We start from the raw sequence: 17,797 nt of genomic DNA, 5'->3' as shown, positions 1-17,797 counted from the left end.
AGGCAGGGCTCAGATCTTGAAGCTGTCCACCAGTTGGCGCAGGCGCCCGGCCTGGGTTTCCAGCTCGCCGCAGGCGCGCAGGGTGGCCTGGAGGTTCTCCACGCCTTCCTGGTTGAGGGTGTTGATCTCGGTGATGTCCATGTTCAGCGAATCGACCACCGCGGTCTGTTCCTCGGTGGCGGTGGCCACCGACTGGTTCATCCCGTCGATCTCGCCGATCCGCCGGGTCACGCTGCCCAGGCTTTCGCCGGCACGGTTGGCGATCTCCACGCTCTCCAGGCTGTAGCGCTGGCTCTCGGTCATGGTGGCCACCGCCTCGCGGGCGCCGACTTGCAGCTCTTCGATCATCTTCTGGATCTGCAGCGCCGATTCCTGGGCGCGATGGGCCAGGTTGCGCACCTCGTCGGCGACCACCGCGAAGCCGCGCCCGGCCTCGCCGGCGCGGGCGGCTTCGATGGCGGCGTTGAGGGCGAGCAGGTTGGTCTGCTCGGAGATGCCCTTGATCACCTCGAGGATCTGGCCGATGTTCACCGTGCGACTGTTGAGGGCCTCGATGTTGGCGCAGGAGGCGCTGATCTTCTCGGAAAGCTCGTTCATCGCGCGGATGGTCTGCTCGACCACCTGCTTGCCGTCTTCGGCCTGGTGGTTGGCGTCGGACGCATGGTGCGAGGCATCGGCGGCGTTGCGGGCGATTTCCTGGGCGGCGGCGCCGAGTTCGTTGATCGCCGCGGCGACGCTGTTGGTGCGGTTGGACTGCTCGTCGGAGTTGGCCATCGAAGAGTTCGAGGCGTTCACCACCAGTTGCGAGACGTCGTGCAGTTTGTGCGCGGTCCCGGCGACTTCCCGGATCGAGCGATGGATCCGCTCGACGAACTGGTTGAAGGCATCGCCGAGCACGCCGAATTCATCGCGGCTGGTCACGGCGAGGCGCTTGGTCAGGTCGCCCTCGCCCTGGGCGATGTCCTGCATGGCACGACCCATCAGGTGCAGCGGCTGCATCAGCAGGCGGATCAGCAGGCCGAGCAGGACCAGGATGGCGACGATGGAGATCAGCGCGGCGGCGATGGCCGAGACGCGGAACTTGCTGAGCATGGCGTAGGCCTTGTCCTTGTCGATGGACAGCGCCAGGTACCAGGTCACCGAAGGCAGGCCCTTGATCGGGGTAAAGGCGAGGATGCGGGTATGCCCGTGCAATTCGGCCTCGCTGAAACCGGTGGCGATCTTCGGCGTGTTCTGCGGGTAGACCTCGCTCAGGGTCTTCATCACCTGCTCTTTGTCCGGGTGCACCAGGATCTTGCCGTCGCCGCTGACCAGGAAGGCGTAGCCCATGCCGCTGAAGTCCAGCGAATTGATGATCTGTACCAGGGTCTTCAGGCTGAGGTCGCCGCCCACCACGCCGAGGGTGTTGCCGGCGGCCTTCACCGGCGTCGCCGCGGTGATGATCAGTTCCTGGGTGGCGGCGTCGACGTAGGGCTCGGTCAGGGTCAGGCCGCCGGCCGCTACGGCGTCCTTGTACCAGGGCCGGCTGCGCGGATCGTAGCCGGCCGGCATCGGGCTGTCCGGGCGCATGGTGAAGACGCCGTCCTGCTGGCCGAGGTAGGTGAAGCTGAAGGTCGAGGTCAGGGCCGGCTGTTCGAGCAGGGCGCTGACGGCTTCCGGGCTGTGGTCGCGGGCCAGGGTCTGGGCGGTCTGCTCGACCAGCAACAGACGGCCACCGAGCCAGTTCTGGATGTTGCTGGAGGTCACGTCACCCATTTCCCGCAGGTAGCTTTCGAGGTCCTCGCGGATCGCGTTGCGCTGCAGGTAATCGTTGTAGAGGGTGAACAGTGCGAAAGCGGCGAACACCACGAGGGAGGCCGCGAGGAGGATCTTGTGGCTGAACTTCAGACTTTTGATCATGTTGTATTGCGTCCAGGAGTATGTAGCGCCAGTCTTTGACCAGACCCCTGCGACCGTTCCGCGGGCGCAGGGGCTTTCCGTACGCCTTGCAGCGTCGGGCGGGTCGCGCGGGTGGGTAGTCCGTCGACCCAGGCACGGCCTTGTGCCACGAAGCCACGGTTCCCTGGGTGGCTCCGAAGAATGCGTGATACGGATACGATGGCGATTTTTCCTGTCTCAGCAAGGCCCGAAGGTCTTCGCTGAAGCTGGACGGCCAGATCGGGCCGATGCGCTGGCCCGACGCCCTTCGCGGGAACCCGCGCATATTGGTACGCGGGTTCCGCTGGAAGCCCCGTTGTACAAGGGCTTTCCCATACTGTCGGCACAGCGTGCCGGAGCTTTAGTCCCGAGGATGAATGGATGTCGCAAGCGAATGAGTTGTTGATCGGCGCTGGCCCCGATGGCCAGCCGGTAGGGCAGGCCTGGCGCCTGGCCAACCGTCATGGATTGATCGCCGGCGCCACCGGTACCGGCAAGACGGTGACCTTGCAGCACCTCGCCGAATCCTTCAGCGATGCCGGTGTCGCGGTATTCGCCGCCGACATCAAGGGCGACCTGTGCGGCATCGCCGCGCCGGGCAACCCGCAGGGCAAGGTCGCCGAACGCATCGCCAGCATGCCGTGGCTGAACTACCAGCCGAAGGCCTACCCGACCACGCTCTGGGACATCGCCGGGAAGACCGGCCACCCGTTGCGCACCACCATCAGCGAGATGGGCCCGCTGCTGCTGGCCAACCTCCTGGAGTTGACCGATAGCCAGCAGGCCGCGCTGTTCGCCGCCTTCCAGGTGGCCGACCGGGAAGGCCTGCTGCTGCTCGACCTGAAGGACCTGAAGGCGCTGCTCAACCACCTGAAGGACAATCCGGAGATCCTCGGCGAGGACCGGGCGCTGTTCACCGGCGCTTCCGGGCAGGCGCTGCTGCGCCGCCTGGCCACTCTGGAGCAGCAGGGCGCCGAGGCCTTCTTCGGCGAGCCTGCCCTGCAACTGGAAGACATCCTCCGCCCCGAGCCGGACGGGCGCGGGCGCATCCACCTGCTCGACGCCAGCCGCCTGGTGCACGAGGCGCCGAAGGTCTACGCGACTTTCCTGCTCTGGCTGTTGGCCGAGCTGTTCGAGCAACTGCCGGAGCGCGGCGATGCCGACAAGCCGGTGCTGGCACTGTTCTTCGACGAGGCCCACCTGCTGTTCAACGGCACGCCGAAAGCCTTGCGCGACCGCCTGGAACAGGTGGTCCGGCTGATCCGCTCGAAAGGCGTCGGGGTGTACTTCGTCACCCAGTCGCCGGGCGACCTGCCGGACGATGTCCTGGCCCAGCTCGGCCTGCGTATCCAGCATGGCCTGCGCGCCTTCACCGCCAAGGAGCAGAAATCGCTGCGCGCGGTGGCCGATGGTTTCCGCCCGAACCCGGCGTTCGACACCCTGGGGGTGCTGACCGAACTGGGTATCGGCGAGGCGCTGGTCGGCACCCTGGAGGAAAAGGGCACGCCGGCCATGGTCCAGCGCGTCGCGGTGGCGCCGCCCTATTCGCGGATCGGCCCGCTGAGCGACAGCGAACGCGCCGAACTGGTCCAGCGGTCGCCGTTGAAGGGCCGCTACGACCAGCCGATCGATCGCGAGTCGGCCTACGAGGTGCTGGCGAGCAAGGCGGACGCCAAGCCCGAGGTCCAGGGCCAGGCGCCTGCACAGCAGGAAAGCGCGTCCGGCGTCGGCGGCATGGCCGGGCAGATTCTCGGCAGCCTGCTGTCCAATTCGACGGTGAAGAGCGCCATGCGCCAGGCGGCCAACCAGTTGAGCCGGGAGCTGGTGCGTGGCCTGCTCGGCTCGTTGATGGGCGGGAAGAAGCGGCGCTGAGCGCCAGGCCATGAAAAAGGCGCCCGCGGGCGCCTTTTTCATGGGGGCTGGATGATCGCCGACTAACCGCTTCGCGGTTAGCTGGCCTGTGGGACGGACGGGCTCAGATCTTGAAGCTGTCCACCAGGTGCCGCAGGCGCCCGGCCTGGGCTTCCAGCTCGCCGCAGGCGCGCAGGGTGGCCTGGAGGTTCTCCACGCCTTCCTGGTTGAGGGTGTTGATCTCGGTGATGTCCATGTTCAGCGAGTCGACCACCGCGGTCTGTTCCTCGGTGGCGGTGGCCACCGACTGGTTCATGCTGTCGATCTCGCCGATCCGGCTGGTCACGCTGCCCAGGCGTTCGCCGGCACGGTTGGCGATCTCCACGCTCTCCAGGCTGTAACGCTGGCTTTCGGTCATGGTGGCCACCGCCTCGCGGGCGCCGACTTGCAGCTCTTCGATCATCTTCTGGATCTGCTGGGCCGACTCCTGGGCGCGATGGGCCAGGTTGCGCACCTCGTCGGCGACCACCGCGAAGCCGCGTCCGGCCTCGCCGGCGCGGGCGGCTTCGATGGCGGCGTTGAGGGCGAGCAGGTTGGTCTGCTCGGAGATGCCCTTGATCACCTCGAGGATCTGGCCGATGTTCACCGTGCGGCTGTTGAGGGCCTCGATGTTGGCGCAGGAGGCGCTGATCTTCTCGGAAAGCTCGTTCATCGCGCGGATGGTCTGCTCGACCACCTGCTTGCCGTCCTCGGCCTGGTGGTTGGCGTCGGACGCATGGTGCGAGGCATCGGCGGCGTTGCGGGCGATTTCCTGGGCGGCGGCACCGAGTTCGTTGATCGCTGCGGCGACGCTGTTGGTGCGGTTGGACTGCTCGTCGGAGTTGGCCATCGAGGAGTTCGAGGCGTTCACCACCAGTTGCGCCACGTCGTGCAGTTGACGGGCGGTGCCGGCGACCTCGCGGATCGATTCGTGGATACGCTCGACGAAGCGGTTGAAGGCATTGGCCAACGTACCGAATTCATCGTTGCTGGTGACTTTCAGGCGCTTGGTCAGGTCGCCTTCACCCTGGGCGATGTCCTGCATGGCGCGGCCCATGTCGGTGAGCGGTTGCATCAGTACGCGGATCAGCATGCCGAGGAGAAGCATGATGCCGACCACCGCGATCAGCGTGGCGACGATCGCCGAAGTGCGGAATTCGCTGAGCATCGAATAGGCGGTGTCGCGGTCGAGGACCAGGGCGACGTACCAGGTCACGCCGGGCAGTCCCTTCACCGGGGTGAAGGAAACGAACTGGCTGCGGCCGTCGAGTTCCACCTCGTGGACCCCGGGGTCGATGTTCGGTGCGCCCTTGGGATAGGCTTCGGCGAGGGTCTTCAGGACCAGCCCGGAGTCGGGGTGGAGGAGGATCTTGCCGGCGTCGCTGACCAGGAAGGCGTAGCCGGCACCATCGAACTTCAGGGAATTGAGGATCGCGGTCAGGGTCTCCAGCTTCATGTCGCCGGCGGCGACGCCCAGCAGTTGACCGGCGTGCCGCACCGGCAGCGACATGGCGAGGATCTGCTCGCCGGTGCCGGCATCGACGAAGGGTTCGGTGACGATAAGCCGGTCGGCCGTCAGCGCGTCCTTGTACCAGGCGCGGGTACGTGGGTCGTAACCTTCCGGCATGGCGTCGTAGGGGCGCATGGTGAAGGCGCCGCTGGCCGCCTCGCCAAGATAGACCGACGCGAAATTGCGGCTGAAGACGGGCTGTTCCAGTTGCCTTGCGATATTCGCCTCGTCGGGCTGGTCGAGCAGCGCCAGTTGCGAGGCCAGGCCTTCCACCAGGTGCATGCGGCCTTCCAGCCAGCTCTGGATGTTGCTGGCGGTCAGGGTGCCGATTTCCCCGAGGTAGTTTTCCGTGTCCGTGCGCACGGCCTCGCGCTGTCGGTAATCGTTGTAGAGGATGAAGCAGGTGAAGGCGAAAACCACCACCAATGCGGCGGCGAGAAGGATTTTCTTGGCAAACGACAGCGAGCGAAGCATGAGCGATGCGTCCTGGCAAAAGCCTCAAGAAGGGCGGGGAGCCCAGGCCACCAGGTAGGGAGCTTGCGGGGGAAAGCCATGATCCAGCGCCTGAACGGCCGGCTTTGTAGCACAGTGCCAGCATAAAGGCAAAATAGTGGCGCCATGAAAATGGCGCCACTGGAGGGAAATCGCTCTGGAAGAGGACGTCAGTCCGGAGCCAGTCCGCCGACTTTGGTGCCGACGCCGTCGAAGAAGGCTTTCAGACCGCCGACGATACCGCTGTCCGTGGGACTCAATACGGCAATCAGAGCCACCGCGATCAAACCGGCGATAACCGCGTATTCGATGGCGTTTGCCCCTTCTTCGTCCGCCAGGAATGCGCGAACTTTGCAATACACGAACAGGGTCAGGTTCTTCATTCTTGTTTGCTCCTCGAACGCGGCAATCACCGAGACAGAGCCCTGCCTCCACGCTGAGGCTAGGCTGATGATGGCGTTTTGCAACAACTAAATGGCATTAGTAGGAGTGGATTAGTCGCAAGGTTATATGGCGGGTTACAAGGCTTGGACTACATCTAATGACAAATTGACATTGATTATCCCGAGTCTAGATTCAGGCCTATCGTCGCAAGTTCGAAGTTATGAACTTTGGTTCTTGAATAACGACTGTCGCCAGTCGATAACCCCAATGTACCTGCCATGGAAAGCCAGTCCCGGAGTATGGCCATGACACGGACAGCGAGACGCCCGTTTTTCTTTTCCGATCATCGGCGATCGCCGGTGATTTTCCGTTCATCGACCTGTCCGGACGCATAGCAGGGGTCTGCCCATGAATAGCAAGGTGCTGATGGCCCTGGCCGGCCTGCTGCTGCTCGGTGCGGTGCTGCTCGGATACCTCGGCGTATCCATCGGCCGCGCGCCATCGAACGCGCATGCTCCATCCGTGGCGCCGGCTTCGGCGGCGGTGGACGCTTCGCTGGAAAAGCTCGAACGCAAGCCGGTGCTGGTGGCCAGTCGCGATCTCCCGGCGCTGGCGGTGATCGGCAAGGACGACCTGAGCGTCGAGCGGTTGCGGACCGCACCGGTCGGTAGCTACGACAGGCCCGAGGCGTTGCTCGGCAAGCGGGTCTGGGTCGCGGTGCCGGCCGGCAGCATTCTTTCCGCCGCGACCCTAGAACCCGGCGGTCCGCTGGCCCGGACCATCCGTCCGGACGAGCGGGCGATGGCGATCGCTGTGGACGAAGTGGTCGGCGGCGGCGGCTTCGTCCTGCCCGGCGACTATGTCGACGTGATGCTCTTCGTGCGTGACGAGCGGGACGGCGAATCGACCCCGCTGGCGCAACTGGTGTTGCCCGGAGTCCGGGTACTGACCTACGGCGAGCGGATCGCCGTGGGCAGCGATGGGCAGGACCGCTCGAACCAGGAAAAGGACCCGCGTCCGCCGCGTACCGCGGTGCTGGCGGTACCGGAGGACGGCGTGGCGCGGCTGATGCTGGCGAGCCAGGCCGGTTCGCTGCGCCTGGCCATCCGCAGCAAGGACGAAGAACTCTACCGCAGGGAGCAGGAAGGCGCGCTGCTGCAAGCGTCGCTGGGCGCGCCGAGCGCGGCGCTGAGCCTCGACCAACTGCTGGAGCGCCGCAAACCGACGGCGCCGAGCGTGCGCAGCGCGGCTCCGCGCGTGCCGGTGGCCAACGGGGTCACGGTCTACCGTGGCAGCGCCATGACCCATGAAGCGCCTTGAGGGGAGCCGGCATATGCATCGGAGCACCGGGATAGGCGTGTCGCGCTGGCTGGGAGGGCTGATGGGGGTGGCGTTGGCGCTGCCGGCACTGGCTTTGCCGCAGGGCTGCATCGAGTTGCTGGCGCAGGCGCCGCGGGTCGATGTCGTCCAGGGGCAACAGCGTGACCTGCGCCTGGCGGTGCCGATCGAACGGCTGGCCATCGGCGATCCGAAGATCGCCGACGTACAGTTGCTGGATCGTCGCGGCTTCCTGGTCACCGGCAAGGAACAGGGCTCCACCAGCCTGCTGATCTGGACCGGCTGCAGTCCCGAGCCGTTGCGCAGCCTGGTGGAGGTCGAGGGACGCGGTAGCGTCGATACCCGCGGTGCTCCAGCGTTCACCGCCGGCGCCGCGGAGGAGCTACCGAACCAGGTGCAGACCGATATCCGCTTCGTCGAGGTCAGCCGCAGCAAGCTGAAGCAGGCCAGCACCTCGTTCGTCCGGCGCGGCGGCAACCTCTGGGTGCTCGGTGCGCCAGGCAGCCTCGGCGACATCAAGGTCAATGCCGACGGCAGCGGCCTGGGCGGCACCTTCGGCACCGGCAGCTCGGGATTCAACCTGATCTTCGGCGGCGGCAAGTGGTTGAGCTTCATGAATGCCCTGGAGGGCAGCGGCTTCGCCTATACCCTGGCGCGCCCGAGCCTGGTGGCGATGAGCGGGCAGAGCGCGTCGTTCCTCGCCGGCGGCGAGTTTCCGATCCCGGTGCCGAACGGCACCAACGACAACGTCACCATCGAATACAAGGAGTTCGGCATCCGCCTGACCCTCACCCCGACGGTGATGAACAACCGCCGCATCGCTCTCAAGGTGGCGCCGGAGGTCAGCGAACTGGACTACAGCGCCGGCATCCAGAGCGGCGGGGTGGCGGTGCCGGCACTGCGCGTCCGGCGCACCGACACCAGCGTGATGCTGGCCGATGGCGAGAGTTTCGTGATCAGCGGGCTGACCAGCAGCAACTCGGTGAGCAACGTCGACAAGTTTCCCTGGCTGGGCGACATCCCGATCCTCGGTGCGTTCTTCCGCTCGACCAAGCTGGACAAGGACGACCGCGAGCTGCTGATGATCGTCACCCCGCACCTGGTCCAGCCGCTGGCCGCCGACGCACAGTTGCCGGACCTGCCCGGCGAGGGCTTGCGGCACTACGATCCGGGGTTCTCGCGCCTGTACTTCCTCGAGCGCGGCGAGTACGACGGCCAGCAGAACGACACCGGCCTGTCGGATTAGGAGGCGCGCATGAACCAGAACTTCGTGGCGCTGACCCAGCATCCCGGCGAACTCGACTGGTTGCAGAACAGCCTGGCGTCCGCCGGCCAGGTGGTACCGGCAGGCAGCGCCAGCCTGGAGGAGTTGCTGGCGCTGCTCGACGTCACCGCCGCCGGGGTGCTGTTCATCAGCCTCGGCAAGAGCAACCTGGTGTCCCAGGGCGCGCTGGTCGAGGGATTGGTATCGGCGCGACCGATGCTCTCGGTGGTGGCCATCGGCGACGGCCTGGACAACCAGTTGGTGCTGGCGGCGATGCGCGCCGGCGCGCGCGACTTCATCACCTACGGCGCCCGCGCCAGCGAGCTGACCGGGCTGATCCGGCGCCTCGGCGGACGCCTGCCCAGCGTGCCGGTGAGCGCGGCGCGCCAGGGCGAGCTGCTGACCCTGGTCAGCGCCCGACCGGATGCCGACGGCGCCTTCGTCGCCTTGCACCTGGCCAAGGCGTTGCAGGAGCAGACGCCGAACCAGGTCCTGCTGCTGGACGTCGGCCAGCCCACCGGCGAGGCGCTGGCGATCCTCGGCCTGGACTCGGCCTTCACCTTCAGCGACGCCTTGCGCAACCTGCGGCGCCTCGACCAGACCCTGATCGACAGCGCCTTCACCCGCCTCGACAGCGGCCTGCGGATACTCAGCCTGACCGACGAGCCCGGCGTGCTGGAGCGAGTCACCACCGCCGAACTCTATCTGTTGCTGGGCAACCTGCGCGGGGCGTTCAGCCATGTGGTGGTCAACCTCACCGGGCTGCCCGAGGGCGAGCTGAGCAACCAGTTGCTGGTGCAGGCCAACCGCGTGCTGTGGATGGTCGACCAGAGCGTGCCGTCCTGCAAGAAGGGCCTGGAGCGCCTGCGCCGCCTGCGCGAGCGCAACCTGCCGTTGCCCTCCATCGAGTTGCTGATCGAGCGCTACCTGCCCAATGTGGCGCCGGACCAGCAGGCCCTCAGCCGGATGTTCGACCTCGATCTGTTCGGTGTCCTGCCGTTGTCCCCGGAATCGCGCCTGCGCGCGAAGAACCTCGGCAAGAGCCTGTTCGAGGTGGCGCCGCGCGACCCATTGGCGGCCAAGCTGCGGCAACTGGCGGACAGCCTGTGCGTGACACGTGGCGAGCGCCGTTCGCTGCTGTCCTGGCTCGGCCGGGCCAAGGCGGCGCTGCTATGAGCACGGGATTCGGCGCGCGTCCTGACGGCGGTGCCTTCCACTACCGCCAGGAGCAGGACATCCAGGCGCTGAAGCTGCGCCTGCACCGCTACATCATCGACGAGATCGACGAAGACGGCATGAACCTGCTGGAGGGCGCGCGCTCCGCCGTGGTCCAGTACGTCTCGGAAAAGGTCTGCGAATACGGCTCGCGCCATCAACTGGCGATCTCCCGCTACGAACTGGACCGCCTGGCCGAAGAGGTGGTCGACGAACTCACCGGCTTCGGCCCGCTGGAGATCCTCCTGCGCGATCCCGGCGTCTCGGAAATCCTCGTCAACGGACCGGGCCGGGTGTTCGTCGAGCGGGAAGGGCGGCTCTACCAGAGCGACCTGCGCTTCATCGACGACCACCATGTACTGCGGGTGATCCAGCGTATCCTCGCGCCCCTCGGCCGACGCCTGGACGAGTCCAGCCCGATGGTCGACGCGCGCCTGCCGGACGGCAGCCGGGTCAACGCGATCATTCCCCCGGTGGCGCTGGACGGGCCGTGTATCTCGATCCGCAAGTTCAGCCAGGAGCTGCTGCGCAGTGCCGACCTGCTGGCCTACCAGAGCGTCGACGAAGCCTTGCTCGAGTTCCTCCGCCAGGCGGTCTCGCGCCGCTGCAACATCCTCATCAGTGGCGGCACCGGCACCGGCAAGACCACCTTGCTCAACGTCATCAGCGGCTTCATCGACGAACGCGAGCGGATCGTCACCATCGAGGACACCGCCGAGCTGCAACTCGGCCACGACCACGTGGTGCGCCTGGAGACCCGTCCGCCGAACGCCGAGGGCTACGGCGAGGTGACTGCCCGCGACCTGATCCGCAACGCCCTGCGGATGCGCCCGGACCGGATCATCCTCGGCGAGATCCGCGGCGTCGAGGTGCTCGACGTGCTGCAGGCGATGAACACCGGCCACGACGGCTCGATGAGCACGGTGCACGCCAACTCGGCGATGGATTCGCTGCTGCGCATGGAGATGCTGGTCGGCCTGACCGGCAACAGGCTGCCGGAGCAGACCTTGCGCCTGATGATCTGCGCCGCGCTGGACGTGGTGGTGCAGATCACCCGCCTGGCCAGCGGTCGGCGTTGCATCAGCGAAGTGCTGGAGGTGCTGGAGGTGCGCGACGGCGTGTACGTCACCAATACCCTGTTCAGTCTCGACCGGCGTGGCAGCGGGCAGTTCGTCCGCCAGGCCGCGCCGGTCGGGCAGAAATTCCGCCAGGCGCTGCTGTGAACGGCGCGCAACTGTTGGTGCTGTTCAGCGGCGTGCTGGCTTTCGCCGCGCTGGCTCTGGCGTTCATGGGCTGGCGCGCCGGGCGCAACGAACTGGTGGTTGAACGGCTGCTGGGACGCCAGGAGGCGGTCGCGGTGCGGCCGCGCAGCAGTCACTGGCTGGCTCGCCAGATGCGTCGCGCCGGTATCCAGCGCCCGCGCCCGTGGTTGTTCGGGGCGGCAGTGCTCGCGCTGCTGCTGGTCTGGAGCGGATTGCGCCTGTTCGGCATCGTCGGTGCGCTAGGCGGCCTGCTACTGGCGGCGCTGTCCTGCCGCGTCGCCCTGGGCATGCTCTACCAGCGCCGCCTGAAGCGAATGATCCGGCAGATGCCGCGCTTCCTCGACCAGGTGGTGCGCAGCCTGCACGCCGGGCGCACCCTGGGCGACGCGCTGATGCAGGCGGTGGAGAACGCCGAGGAGCCGCTGCGCGACATCTTCACCCTGGCGCGCAACCACGTGCTTCTCGGCATCCACCTGCCAGAGGCGTTGCAGGAAGTCGCCGAACTCTACGAGGTGGAGGAACTGCGCATCCTCGCCCTGGGTGTCTCGGTCAACCACCGTTATGGCGGCAATACCAGCGACCTGCTGGACAGCATCGTCAAGCTCATCCACGAGCGCGAGAAGCTCAGCCGGCAGTTGCACGCGATGACCGGCGAGACACGGATCAGCGCCTATGTCCTGGCCGGCGTGCCGAGCGCCCTGGGCGGCTACATCCTGGCGAGCAACCCGGGCTATCTGCTGAACATGTGGGCCGACGGCACCGGGCGTTTCCTGCTGCTGGCCTCGCTCGGGCTGCAACTGCTCGGCTGCTATGCGCTGTGGCGCATGCTCAAGAGCGTCTAGGAGGTGGCCATGCAGGCACAGTGGCTGATTTTCGCGGCGCTCCTGATGGCGGTCGGCGGTGCCTTGTTGCTGTTGCTCCAGGCGCGCAACGGCAGCCGCGAGCAGCGCCTGATCGAGAGGCGCCTGGGAGCGCTGGCCAACCCTGGCGGCTCGACCAGGTGGCTGGCCGGCATGACCGAGCGGATGGACGACAGCTTCTGGGTGCGGCGCCTGCAACTGATGGACAGCGAGGCCCGCCAGTTGCTGCAACAGGCCGGCTGGCACGAGAGTCGCTACCGGACCCTGTACCTGATCTCGGTGTTTCTCACGCCGCTGCTGTTCGTTCTCCTGGTCTTGCTGGTCAAGCTGCTGCGCGCCGAGAGCGAGGCGTCCTACGCGGTGCCGCTGCTGTTCGCCGCCGGCATCGGTTTCCTCCTGCCCAAGCAGGTGCTCAAGCACTTCGCCAAGGCGCGCCGGGCGCTGATCGCCGACGAGATGATCCTGTTCGTGCAACTGATCCGCATCCTCTTCGATGCCGGCCTGACCGTGGAGCAGACGCTGCGCGTGGTCTGCCTGGAAGGCCGCGGGATCACCCCGCAACTGGCCCGCGAGCTGGACCTGGCGCTGACCCGTGCCGACAACGGTATCGACCTGGCGGAAGAGCTGGACGCGCTTGCCCGGCGCCTGCAGGTGGACCCGCTGAACGACTGCTGCGGCGTGCTACGGCAGATGTTGCGCCAGGGCGGCAGTGCGCGCAGCACCCTGCTGACGCTCAAGCAACTGTTCGAAGACCGGCGCCTGACCACCTTGCAGGAACGCATCGGCAAGCTGTCGGCGAAGATGAGCCTGGTGATGATGGTGCTGCTGTTCCCGGCGCTGCTGATCGTCCTCGCCGGTCCGGGCGTCATCGCCATCACCAAGGCCTTGGGAGGACTGGGATGAAAGCACTGATCGGCATCGGCCTGTGCGCCGCCCTGCTCGGCGGTTGCGCCGCGCTGCCGGGGCGGGACGGCCCACGGGAGTGTTCGCAGCAGCTCGGCCAGGAGCAGGAACTGCAGATGAACATGGTCCGCGACATGATCCGCGAGGGCCGCCTGCATGCGGCCCTGGCCAACCTGGAAAGCATGCCGCCGGGGTTGCTCGACGTGCGCGAGGAAAGGGCGCTGATCCTGCGCCGGATCGGCGACCCGCGGGCCAGGGCCGAGTACCAGGCCCTGCTGGAAACCTGCAAGGCACCCGAGGCGCACCACGGCCTCGGCCTGCTCGCCCTGCGCAGTGGCGACAGCGCCCGGGCGGTCCTCGAGCTGCGCGAGGCGGCGCGCCTGCGGCCGACCGAGAGCCGCTTCCGCAACGACCTGGGGGTCGCCCTGCTCAAGCGCGGCGACCGTGTCGGCGCGCGCTTCGAATTCATCACTGCGCTGGAGTTGCAGCAGGGCGGCAAGCTGCCGGCGACCAACCTGCTCGGCCTGCTGTACCTGCAAGGCGACCGGGAAGATGCGCAGCGCCTGATCGAGCGTTTGCAGCTGGATGCCCGGGACATCCGCGCGGCCGAGGCGCGGGCGCGTAGTTGGGGTGCCGTACCGACACCCGGCGCGGCGCCGGCAAGCGACGACCCGCTGGCGGAACTGCCGGCGGAGGCGAATATGCATACCGCGATGGCCAACGAGGCGCCCTGAGCCGGCGCCGGAGAGGTGACCCATGCACGAGCGAATCCTGTTCGGCGTCTTGCTGCTCCTGTCCGGCCCGGCCTGGGCCGCGGACACGCCGGTGGTCCGTCCCGCCGCGCCAGCGACGGTCGAACCGCAGACCGCCACCCGCGCCTGGCTGGCCATCCAGGCGAGCGGCCGGGCCGCCAGCCCGGTCCGGCAAAGCGCGACCGCCGCCGAGCGCCAGCGCTCCTACCAGCGCTACCTGAAAAGCTATGAGCACGAGATTCCCGAGTACCTGCTGGAAGATCGCGGCTTCGGCGAGAGCAAGAACTGACGGTTCCTGGCGGAGGGGCAGGGCATGAACGGATGGCCTGCAAGACAGCGTGGGGCGATCGGCATCCTGGCGGCGACCACCCTGCTGCTGGCCTTGATCTGCCTGTTGCTGGTGGTGGATACCGGGCGGCTCTACCTGGAGCAGCGCAACCTGCAGCGAGTGGCGGACGTGGCGGCGCTGGAGAGTGCCTCCCAGGGAGCCTTGTGCGGCGACCAGAGTTCTGCCCAGGCGACGTCTTTCGCCAAGGCCAGCGCGATGCTCAACGGGTTCGATGCGGACGCCGCCGGCTCCAGCCTGTCGGCGGAGGTCGGCGGCGTGCTGAGTGCCGGCGGCCTGCGCAGTTTCATAGCCAGCGCGTCGAACGCGGCTGCCGCCAACGAGGCGGTGCATGTCGAGGTGACCAAGAGCGTTCCCGGCAGCCTGGTCGCCAACCTCGGGGGACTGTTCGGCGGCGGCAATGCCAACGTCGATCTCCGCGCAGAGGCCGTGGCGCGACGCCTGCCGAACGCCACGATTTCCGCAGGCACGGGGCTGGCCAGCGTGAACAGTGGTCAATCGGCGTTGCTCAACCCCATCCTGAGCGGATTGCTGGGTACCCAGATCGATCTCTCCGCGGCGGCCTACAACGGTATCGCCGACGCGAAGCTCAGTGTGCTGGACATTCTCGGCCCGAATGGAATGGGCTTGGTCGGGGTCGATACCAGCCTGGGGACCATCGAACAGTTGTTGAATACCAACGTCGGCTTGCAGCAGGTACTCGCCGCCAGCGTGAACGTCCTGGCGAAGAACGGCGTAGCCTCGGTCGAGGCCCTGAGAACGCAATTGGTGGGGGTAAAGTCGGCCACGTTGAAACTGGGAGACTTGCTGGGGCTGAGCGCCGGCGAGGTGAACAGCATGTCGCAGCTGGATACGGCGATCAATGCGCTGGATCTCATCATGGCGGTTGCCCAGGTCGCCAACAAGAATTCCGCGGTCGCCGTGAACCTGGGCATCCCCGGATTGGCCAATGCACGGCTCACGGTCGTAGAGCCGAAGAGGATCGTCTCCGGGCCGCCAGGGCAGGATGAGAGCGGCGCCTGGCGCACGGAGGTGCGCCAGTCCCAGGTACGACTTACGGCGGACATCGATTCCGGGTTCCTGTCCATTCTCGCCACCACGAAACTGCAACTGGCCATCGAAGGCGCGTCGGGAGCCGTCTGGCTGAAAAGCATGGCCTGTACCCGCCCGGATACCGCGTTGGACTTCGGTTGGAGAAGCAGCGGAGCGACGATAAAGATCGGCAGTCCGGCCAACATCGATCAGGTCGGCTCGATTCTGGTGCTTGGCGGCTTGGTGCGATTGGATCTCAAGCTCGATACCTCGATCGCCGGCAGCTCGGGCGATACGCGATTCAACGTGAAAGCCGACGGTTCCGATCTCGTCCAGAGCCGCAGGTTGCCGGAAAGCGGCTTTCTCGCCAGTACCCTGAAAACCAGCATCAACGTCAATCCCGTGGTGCTCGGACTGTGCTTGCCTTTGCTGTGCGGCTCGACGGCGCTCACCGACCTCATCGTGAATTCCGTGGTGGCACCTCTGGTCGATGGGCTGCTGACGCCGATCCTGAATCTGGTCCTGCCCTTGCTGGGGGTACAACTTGGATACATCGACGCGGAGATTCTGAAGGTCGATGTCGGCAGGGCGGAACTGCTGATCTAGCAGGTCCGCCGGGCCATCGCGCCTGTCAGTGCACCACCGCTCCGCTGCCCTGCTGCATCGCCGCAGGCGACAGGGCCAGCGCCAGTTGTGTGCGGTTGTGCATATGCATCAGGCGCAGCACCTGGGAGACGTACAGCTTCACCGTGTTCTCGGTGATGCCCAGTTCGTAGGCGATCTGGTAGTTGGTCAGGCCCTTGCTCACCAGCCGCGCCACCGCCTGCTGGCGGGGCGACAGCTTGCCGAACAGCGGATTGCTCGGGGACACCTGGCTTTCCGCGACCGACGCCGGCGGCGCGGACGGCTGGCTGTCTTCGCTCTTGAGGGCACTCGGCTGGCTGTTGCCGTGTACCTCGTACTTGATCTTGTGGATATCGCGGTAGATCGAGTTCAGCGATTCGGCGAGGTATTCCAGGCGCTGGTTGACGTGGCTCAGGCTCAACTGGCTGCGGACGCGCTCGTGCAGGCGGTTCTCCAGGCGTTCGAGGCCATGCAGCAGTTCCTGCGGCGCCACCGGTTTCTGGTAGTAGTCGGCGGCGCCGACCCGCATGGCCTCGATCACTTCCTGGCGGCCATCGTGACCGGTGAGGATGATCGATTCGAAGAACCTGCCGTTGCCGGCGACTTCCTTGAGGCTCTCGATCAGGCGGATACCGTTGTCCTGCCCCAGGTAGAGGTCGCAGATGACCAGGCCGATGTTCGGGTCGGCCTGGAAGCTGGCGATCGCCGACTCCCGGTGGGTGCTGGTTACGCAACGGTAGCCACTGTTTTCCAGCAGTTCGCGGAGTTCCGAGGTCACCTGGGGTTCATCATCGATGATCAAGACGCTGAAATGCCGCGAGGCCGGTTTGTCCATGGTCATACGCTCCATTTGCTTATTTTGTTTTTAACAGGGGACGTGCATTGGAATGCAGCCATACCGAATGGTATTAGCCATAAGCATATAGTCGCTAAGTGAGGTCTTCCGCAAGTTTACTCAGATAATTTTACTGATAATCAGATGTGCCAAAAGGCCGGCGCTCATGGCGAATATAAAAGGGAATGACTTGTTTTTTGACGGTGCCCTTCGAAGGCGAACTTCTTCATTCATTGCGGACTTTTCTACCGAACGTTTGAATAACTTTACGAGGATGAATAGCGCGATGCACAGCAGGCAGCCGAAGGCCAGGCTATAGAGCACCGTAAGTGGGTCGCTGGCCAGCCCCAGTGCGGCCAGGTACTTGACGTCGGCGGCGCCGAGCCTGCCGAGAAGGTAGCCGGGAAGGCTGAGGCAGACGCCTATAAAAAGTGCGGTCATTGCCATATTAACCGTAGCGCCGGTCAGGCTTGACTCTTTCACATATAAATAAACAAAGGAAATAAGAAAACCGCCCAGGATAAGCCAGTTGGAGACGCGCAAACGTTTGATGTCCTGATATCCGCAAACGCTTGCCCACAAGGCCAGTGCTAATTGTTCCATCCTGTTCTTCAGCCTTTTTTCGACATCTGGATTAATACCTTTTCAGTAACGTTGGCGGAGCGAATGACGACTAGTATTAAGGATGCGGATCGGGGATGTCAGCTCATGCTCGGAAAAGCTTCCCGGCGACGCCAGCACGGCGCCGTCGCCATCGAATTCACAGCGATCTTCCTGCTGTTTTTCGCGCTGGTCTACGGCCTGATCAGCTACAGCATTCCTTTGCTCATGTTGCAGTCGTTCAACGATGCCGCTGCCGTGGGGGCTCGTGCGGCGATCGCTGTCGATCCCTCCGATGCGGGCTACGAGAGCCTCGCCGAAGCCCGTGCCAGGGACGAGTTGCTCGCACGCCTGGACTGGATGCCGGCGGCCTGGCGAGCGAACCTCCAGCCTTGTGCCGGTAACGGCCAGTACGCCGACTACGTCAGCGCCACGTCGCGGATCGAGGTCTGCGTGCAGTACCCGTACGGCGATCCGGGCAAGGCGATCATCCCCGTGCTGAGCTTCCCCGGCATCGGCGCGATTCCCAACCTGCCGCAGACGCTGAAGGCGAGTGCCAACCTGTTGCTGTGA

At 65.8% G+C, this 17,797-nt stretch carries 16 protein-coding genes; 11 read left to right on the top strand and 5 right to left on the bottom strand.

Annotation, left to right across the window (positions count from 1 at the left end; genetic code table 11):
- Positions 1–9 precede the first annotated feature (9 nt).
- Positions 10–1,899: a methyl-accepting chemotaxis protein PctA gene (gene pctA, locus VQ065_RS24760; protein ID WP_011666750.1), complete on the bottom strand. Its 1,890-nt coding sequence runs from the start codon at positions 1,897–1,899 to the stop codon at positions 10–12.
- 399 nt (positions 1,900–2,298) lie between these two features.
- Between pctA and VQ065_RS24755 the strand changes: the two genes are divergently transcribed.
- The gene (locus VQ065_RS24755) at positions 2,299–3,789 is read left to right on the top strand and encodes a helicase HerA-like domain-containing protein (protein WP_003093869.1); all 1,491 of its coding nucleotides are present in this window, start codon (positions 2,299–2,301) and stop codon (positions 3,787–3,789) included.
- 103 nt (positions 3,790–3,892) lie between these two features.
- On the opposite strand, the gene pctC is transcribed toward VQ065_RS24755, so the two are convergent.
- Both pctC and flp read right to left on the bottom strand, forming a co-directional pair.
- Positions 3,893–5,791, bottom strand: a complete 1,899-nt coding sequence (pctC, locus tag VQ065_RS24750; RefSeq protein WP_014603577.1) for a methyl-accepting chemotaxis protein PctC — start codon at positions 5,789–5,791, stop codon at positions 3,893–3,895.
- Positions 5,792–5,979: 188 nt separating this feature from the next.
- Positions 5,980–6,192 (bottom strand): type 4b pilus Flp major pilin, encoded by a 213-nt coding sequence (gene flp, locus VQ065_RS24745; protein WP_003093864.1) that lies wholly within the window; start codon positions 6,190–6,192, stop codon positions 5,980–5,982.
- Positions 6,193–6,601: 409 nt separating this feature from the next.
- Between flp and rcpC the strand changes: the two genes are divergently transcribed.
- From rcpC to tadG, 9 genes are read left to right on the top strand one after another with little or no spacing between them, the layout of a single operon-like run.
- A complete protein-coding gene (rcpC, locus tag VQ065_RS24740; protein WP_023098821.1) occupies positions 6,602–7,513 on the top strand; it encodes a type 4b pilus Flp biogenesis protein RcpC in 912 nt (303 codons plus the stop codon).
- Between the two features lie 13 nt (positions 7,514–7,526).
- Positions 7,527–8,777: a type 4b pilus Flp secretin RcpA gene (gene rcpA / locus VQ065_RS24735; protein ID WP_003093859.1), complete on the top strand. Its 1,251-nt coding sequence runs from the start codon at positions 7,527–7,529 to the stop codon at positions 8,775–8,777.
- Between the two features lie 9 nt (positions 8,778–8,786).
- Entirely contained in the window at positions 8,787–9,971 is a 1,185-nt protein-coding gene (tadZ, locus tag VQ065_RS24730) for a type 4b pilus Flp biogenesis protein TadZ (RefSeq protein ID WP_003093855.1), read from the top strand.
- Entirely contained in the window at positions 9,968–11,233 is a 1,266-nt protein-coding gene (gene tadA, locus VQ065_RS24725) for a type 4b pilus Flp biogenesis ATPase TadA (protein WP_003093851.1), read from the top strand. The genes tadZ and tadA overlap by 4 nt, the downstream gene beginning before the upstream one ends.
- Positions 11,230–12,114 carry a type 4b pilus Flp biogenesis protein TadB gene (tadB, locus tag VQ065_RS24720; RefSeq protein ID WP_003093848.1) on the top strand — a complete coding sequence of 295 codons (885 nt, stop codon included), beginning with the start codon at positions 11,230–11,232 and terminating at the stop codon, positions 12,112–12,114. The genes tadA and tadB overlap by 4 nt, the downstream gene beginning before the upstream one ends.
- A 9-nt stretch (positions 12,115–12,123) precedes the next feature.
- The gene (gene tadC, locus VQ065_RS24715) at positions 12,124–13,035 is read left to right on the top strand and encodes a type 4b pilus Flp biogenesis protein TadC (RefSeq protein WP_003093845.1); all 912 of its coding nucleotides are present in this window, start codon (positions 12,124–12,126) and stop codon (positions 13,033–13,035) included.
- Positions 13,032–13,769, top strand: a complete 738-nt coding sequence (gene tadD, locus VQ065_RS24710) for a type 4b pilus Flp biogenesis protein TadD (RefSeq protein ID WP_003110118.1) — start codon at positions 13,032–13,034, stop codon at positions 13,767–13,769. The genes tadC and tadD overlap by 4 nt, the downstream gene beginning before the upstream one ends.
- Before the next feature lie 22 nt (positions 13,770–13,791).
- Entirely contained in the window at positions 13,792–14,076 is a 285-nt protein-coding gene (locus tag VQ065_RS24705) for a DUF3613 domain-containing protein (RefSeq protein ID WP_003093834.1), read from the top strand.
- 24 nt (positions 14,077–14,100) lie between these two features.
- Positions 14,101–15,771 (top strand): type 4b pilus Flp biogenesis protein TadG, encoded by a 1,671-nt coding sequence (tadG, locus tag VQ065_RS24700; RefSeq protein ID WP_003093832.1) that lies wholly within the window; start codon positions 14,101–14,103, stop codon positions 15,769–15,771.
- Positions 15,772–15,796: 25 nt separating this feature from the next.
- Here the strand turns inward: tadG and pprB are convergent, their stop codons facing one another.
- Together pprB and fppA are read right to left on the bottom strand one after the other, a co-directional pair.
- Complete coding sequence (gene pprB, locus VQ065_RS24695) at positions 15,797–16,624, bottom strand: two-component response regulator PprB (protein ID WP_003103959.1); 828 nt, start codon at positions 16,622–16,624, stop codon at positions 15,797–15,799.
- A 120-nt stretch (positions 16,625–16,744) separates the two neighbouring features.
- Entirely contained in the window at positions 16,745–17,227 is a 483-nt protein-coding gene (gene fppA / locus VQ065_RS24690; RefSeq protein WP_003110115.1) for a type 4b pilus Flp prepilin peptidase, read from the bottom strand.
- 63 nt (positions 17,228–17,290) lie between these two features.
- Between fppA and VQ065_RS24685 the strand changes: the two genes are divergently transcribed.
- Entirely contained in the window at positions 17,291–17,797 is a 507-nt protein-coding gene (locus tag VQ065_RS24685) for a TadE/TadG family type IV pilus assembly protein (protein ID WP_003120840.1), read from the top strand.

The organism is Pseudomonas sp. KBN10P06128, assembly GCF_037574945.1.
Classification (GTDB): domain Bacteria; phylum Pseudomonadota; class Gammaproteobacteria; order Pseudomonadales; family Pseudomonadaceae; genus Pseudomonas; species Pseudomonas aeruginosa.
Note: the sequence above shows the minus strand (reverse complement) of the source record. Positions and strands in the feature narration are given on the sequence as shown.

Bases quoted from the DNA above. Each gene is read 5' to 3' on its own strand.
- pctA (WP_011666750.1), bottom strand. From the start codon at position 1,899: ATGATCAAAAGTCTGAAGTTCAGCCACAAGATCCTCCTCGCGGCCTCC.
- VQ065_RS24755 (WP_003093869.1), top strand. From the start codon at position 2,299: ATGTCGCAAGCGAATGAGTTGTTGATCGGCGCTGGCCCCGATGGCCAG.
- pctC (WP_014603577.1), bottom strand. From the start codon at position 5,791: ATGCTTCGCTCGCTGTCGTTTGCCAAGAAAATCCTTCTCGCCGCCGCA.
- flp (WP_003093864.1), bottom strand. From the start codon at position 6,192: ATGAAGAACCTGACCCTGTTCGTGTATTGCAAAGTTCGCGCATTCCTG.
- rcpC (WP_023098821.1), top strand. From the start codon at position 6,602: ATGAATAGCAAGGTGCTGATGGCCCTGGCCGGCCTGCTGCTGCTCGGT.
- rcpA (WP_003093859.1), top strand. From the start codon at position 7,527: ATGCATCGGAGCACCGGGATAGGCGTGTCGCGCTGGCTGGGAGGGCTG.
- tadZ (WP_003093855.1), top strand. From the start codon at position 8,787: ATGAACCAGAACTTCGTGGCGCTGACCCAGCATCCCGGCGAACTCGAC.
- tadA (WP_003093851.1), top strand. From the start codon at position 9,968: ATGAGCACGGGATTCGGCGCGCGTCCTGACGGCGGTGCCTTCCACTAC.
- tadC (WP_003093845.1), top strand. From the start codon at position 12,124: ATGCAGGCACAGTGGCTGATTTTCGCGGCGCTCCTGATGGCGGTCGGC.
- tadD (WP_003110118.1), top strand. From the start codon at position 13,032: ATGAAAGCACTGATCGGCATCGGCCTGTGCGCCGCCCTGCTCGGCGGT.
- VQ065_RS24705 (WP_003093834.1), top strand. From the start codon at position 13,792: ATGCACGAGCGAATCCTGTTCGGCGTCTTGCTGCTCCTGTCCGGCCCG.
- tadG (WP_003093832.1), top strand. From the start codon at position 14,101: ATGAACGGATGGCCTGCAAGACAGCGTGGGGCGATCGGCATCCTGGCG.
- pprB (WP_003103959.1), bottom strand. From the start codon at position 16,624: ATGGACAAACCGGCCTCGCGGCATTTCAGCGTCTTGATCATCGATGAT.
- fppA (WP_003110115.1), bottom strand. From the start codon at position 17,227: ATGGAACAATTAGCACTGGCCTTGTGGGCAAGCGTTTGCGGATATCAG.
- VQ065_RS24685 (WP_003120840.1), top strand. From the start codon at position 17,291: ATGACGACTAGTATTAAGGATGCGGATCGGGGATGTCAGCTCATGCTC.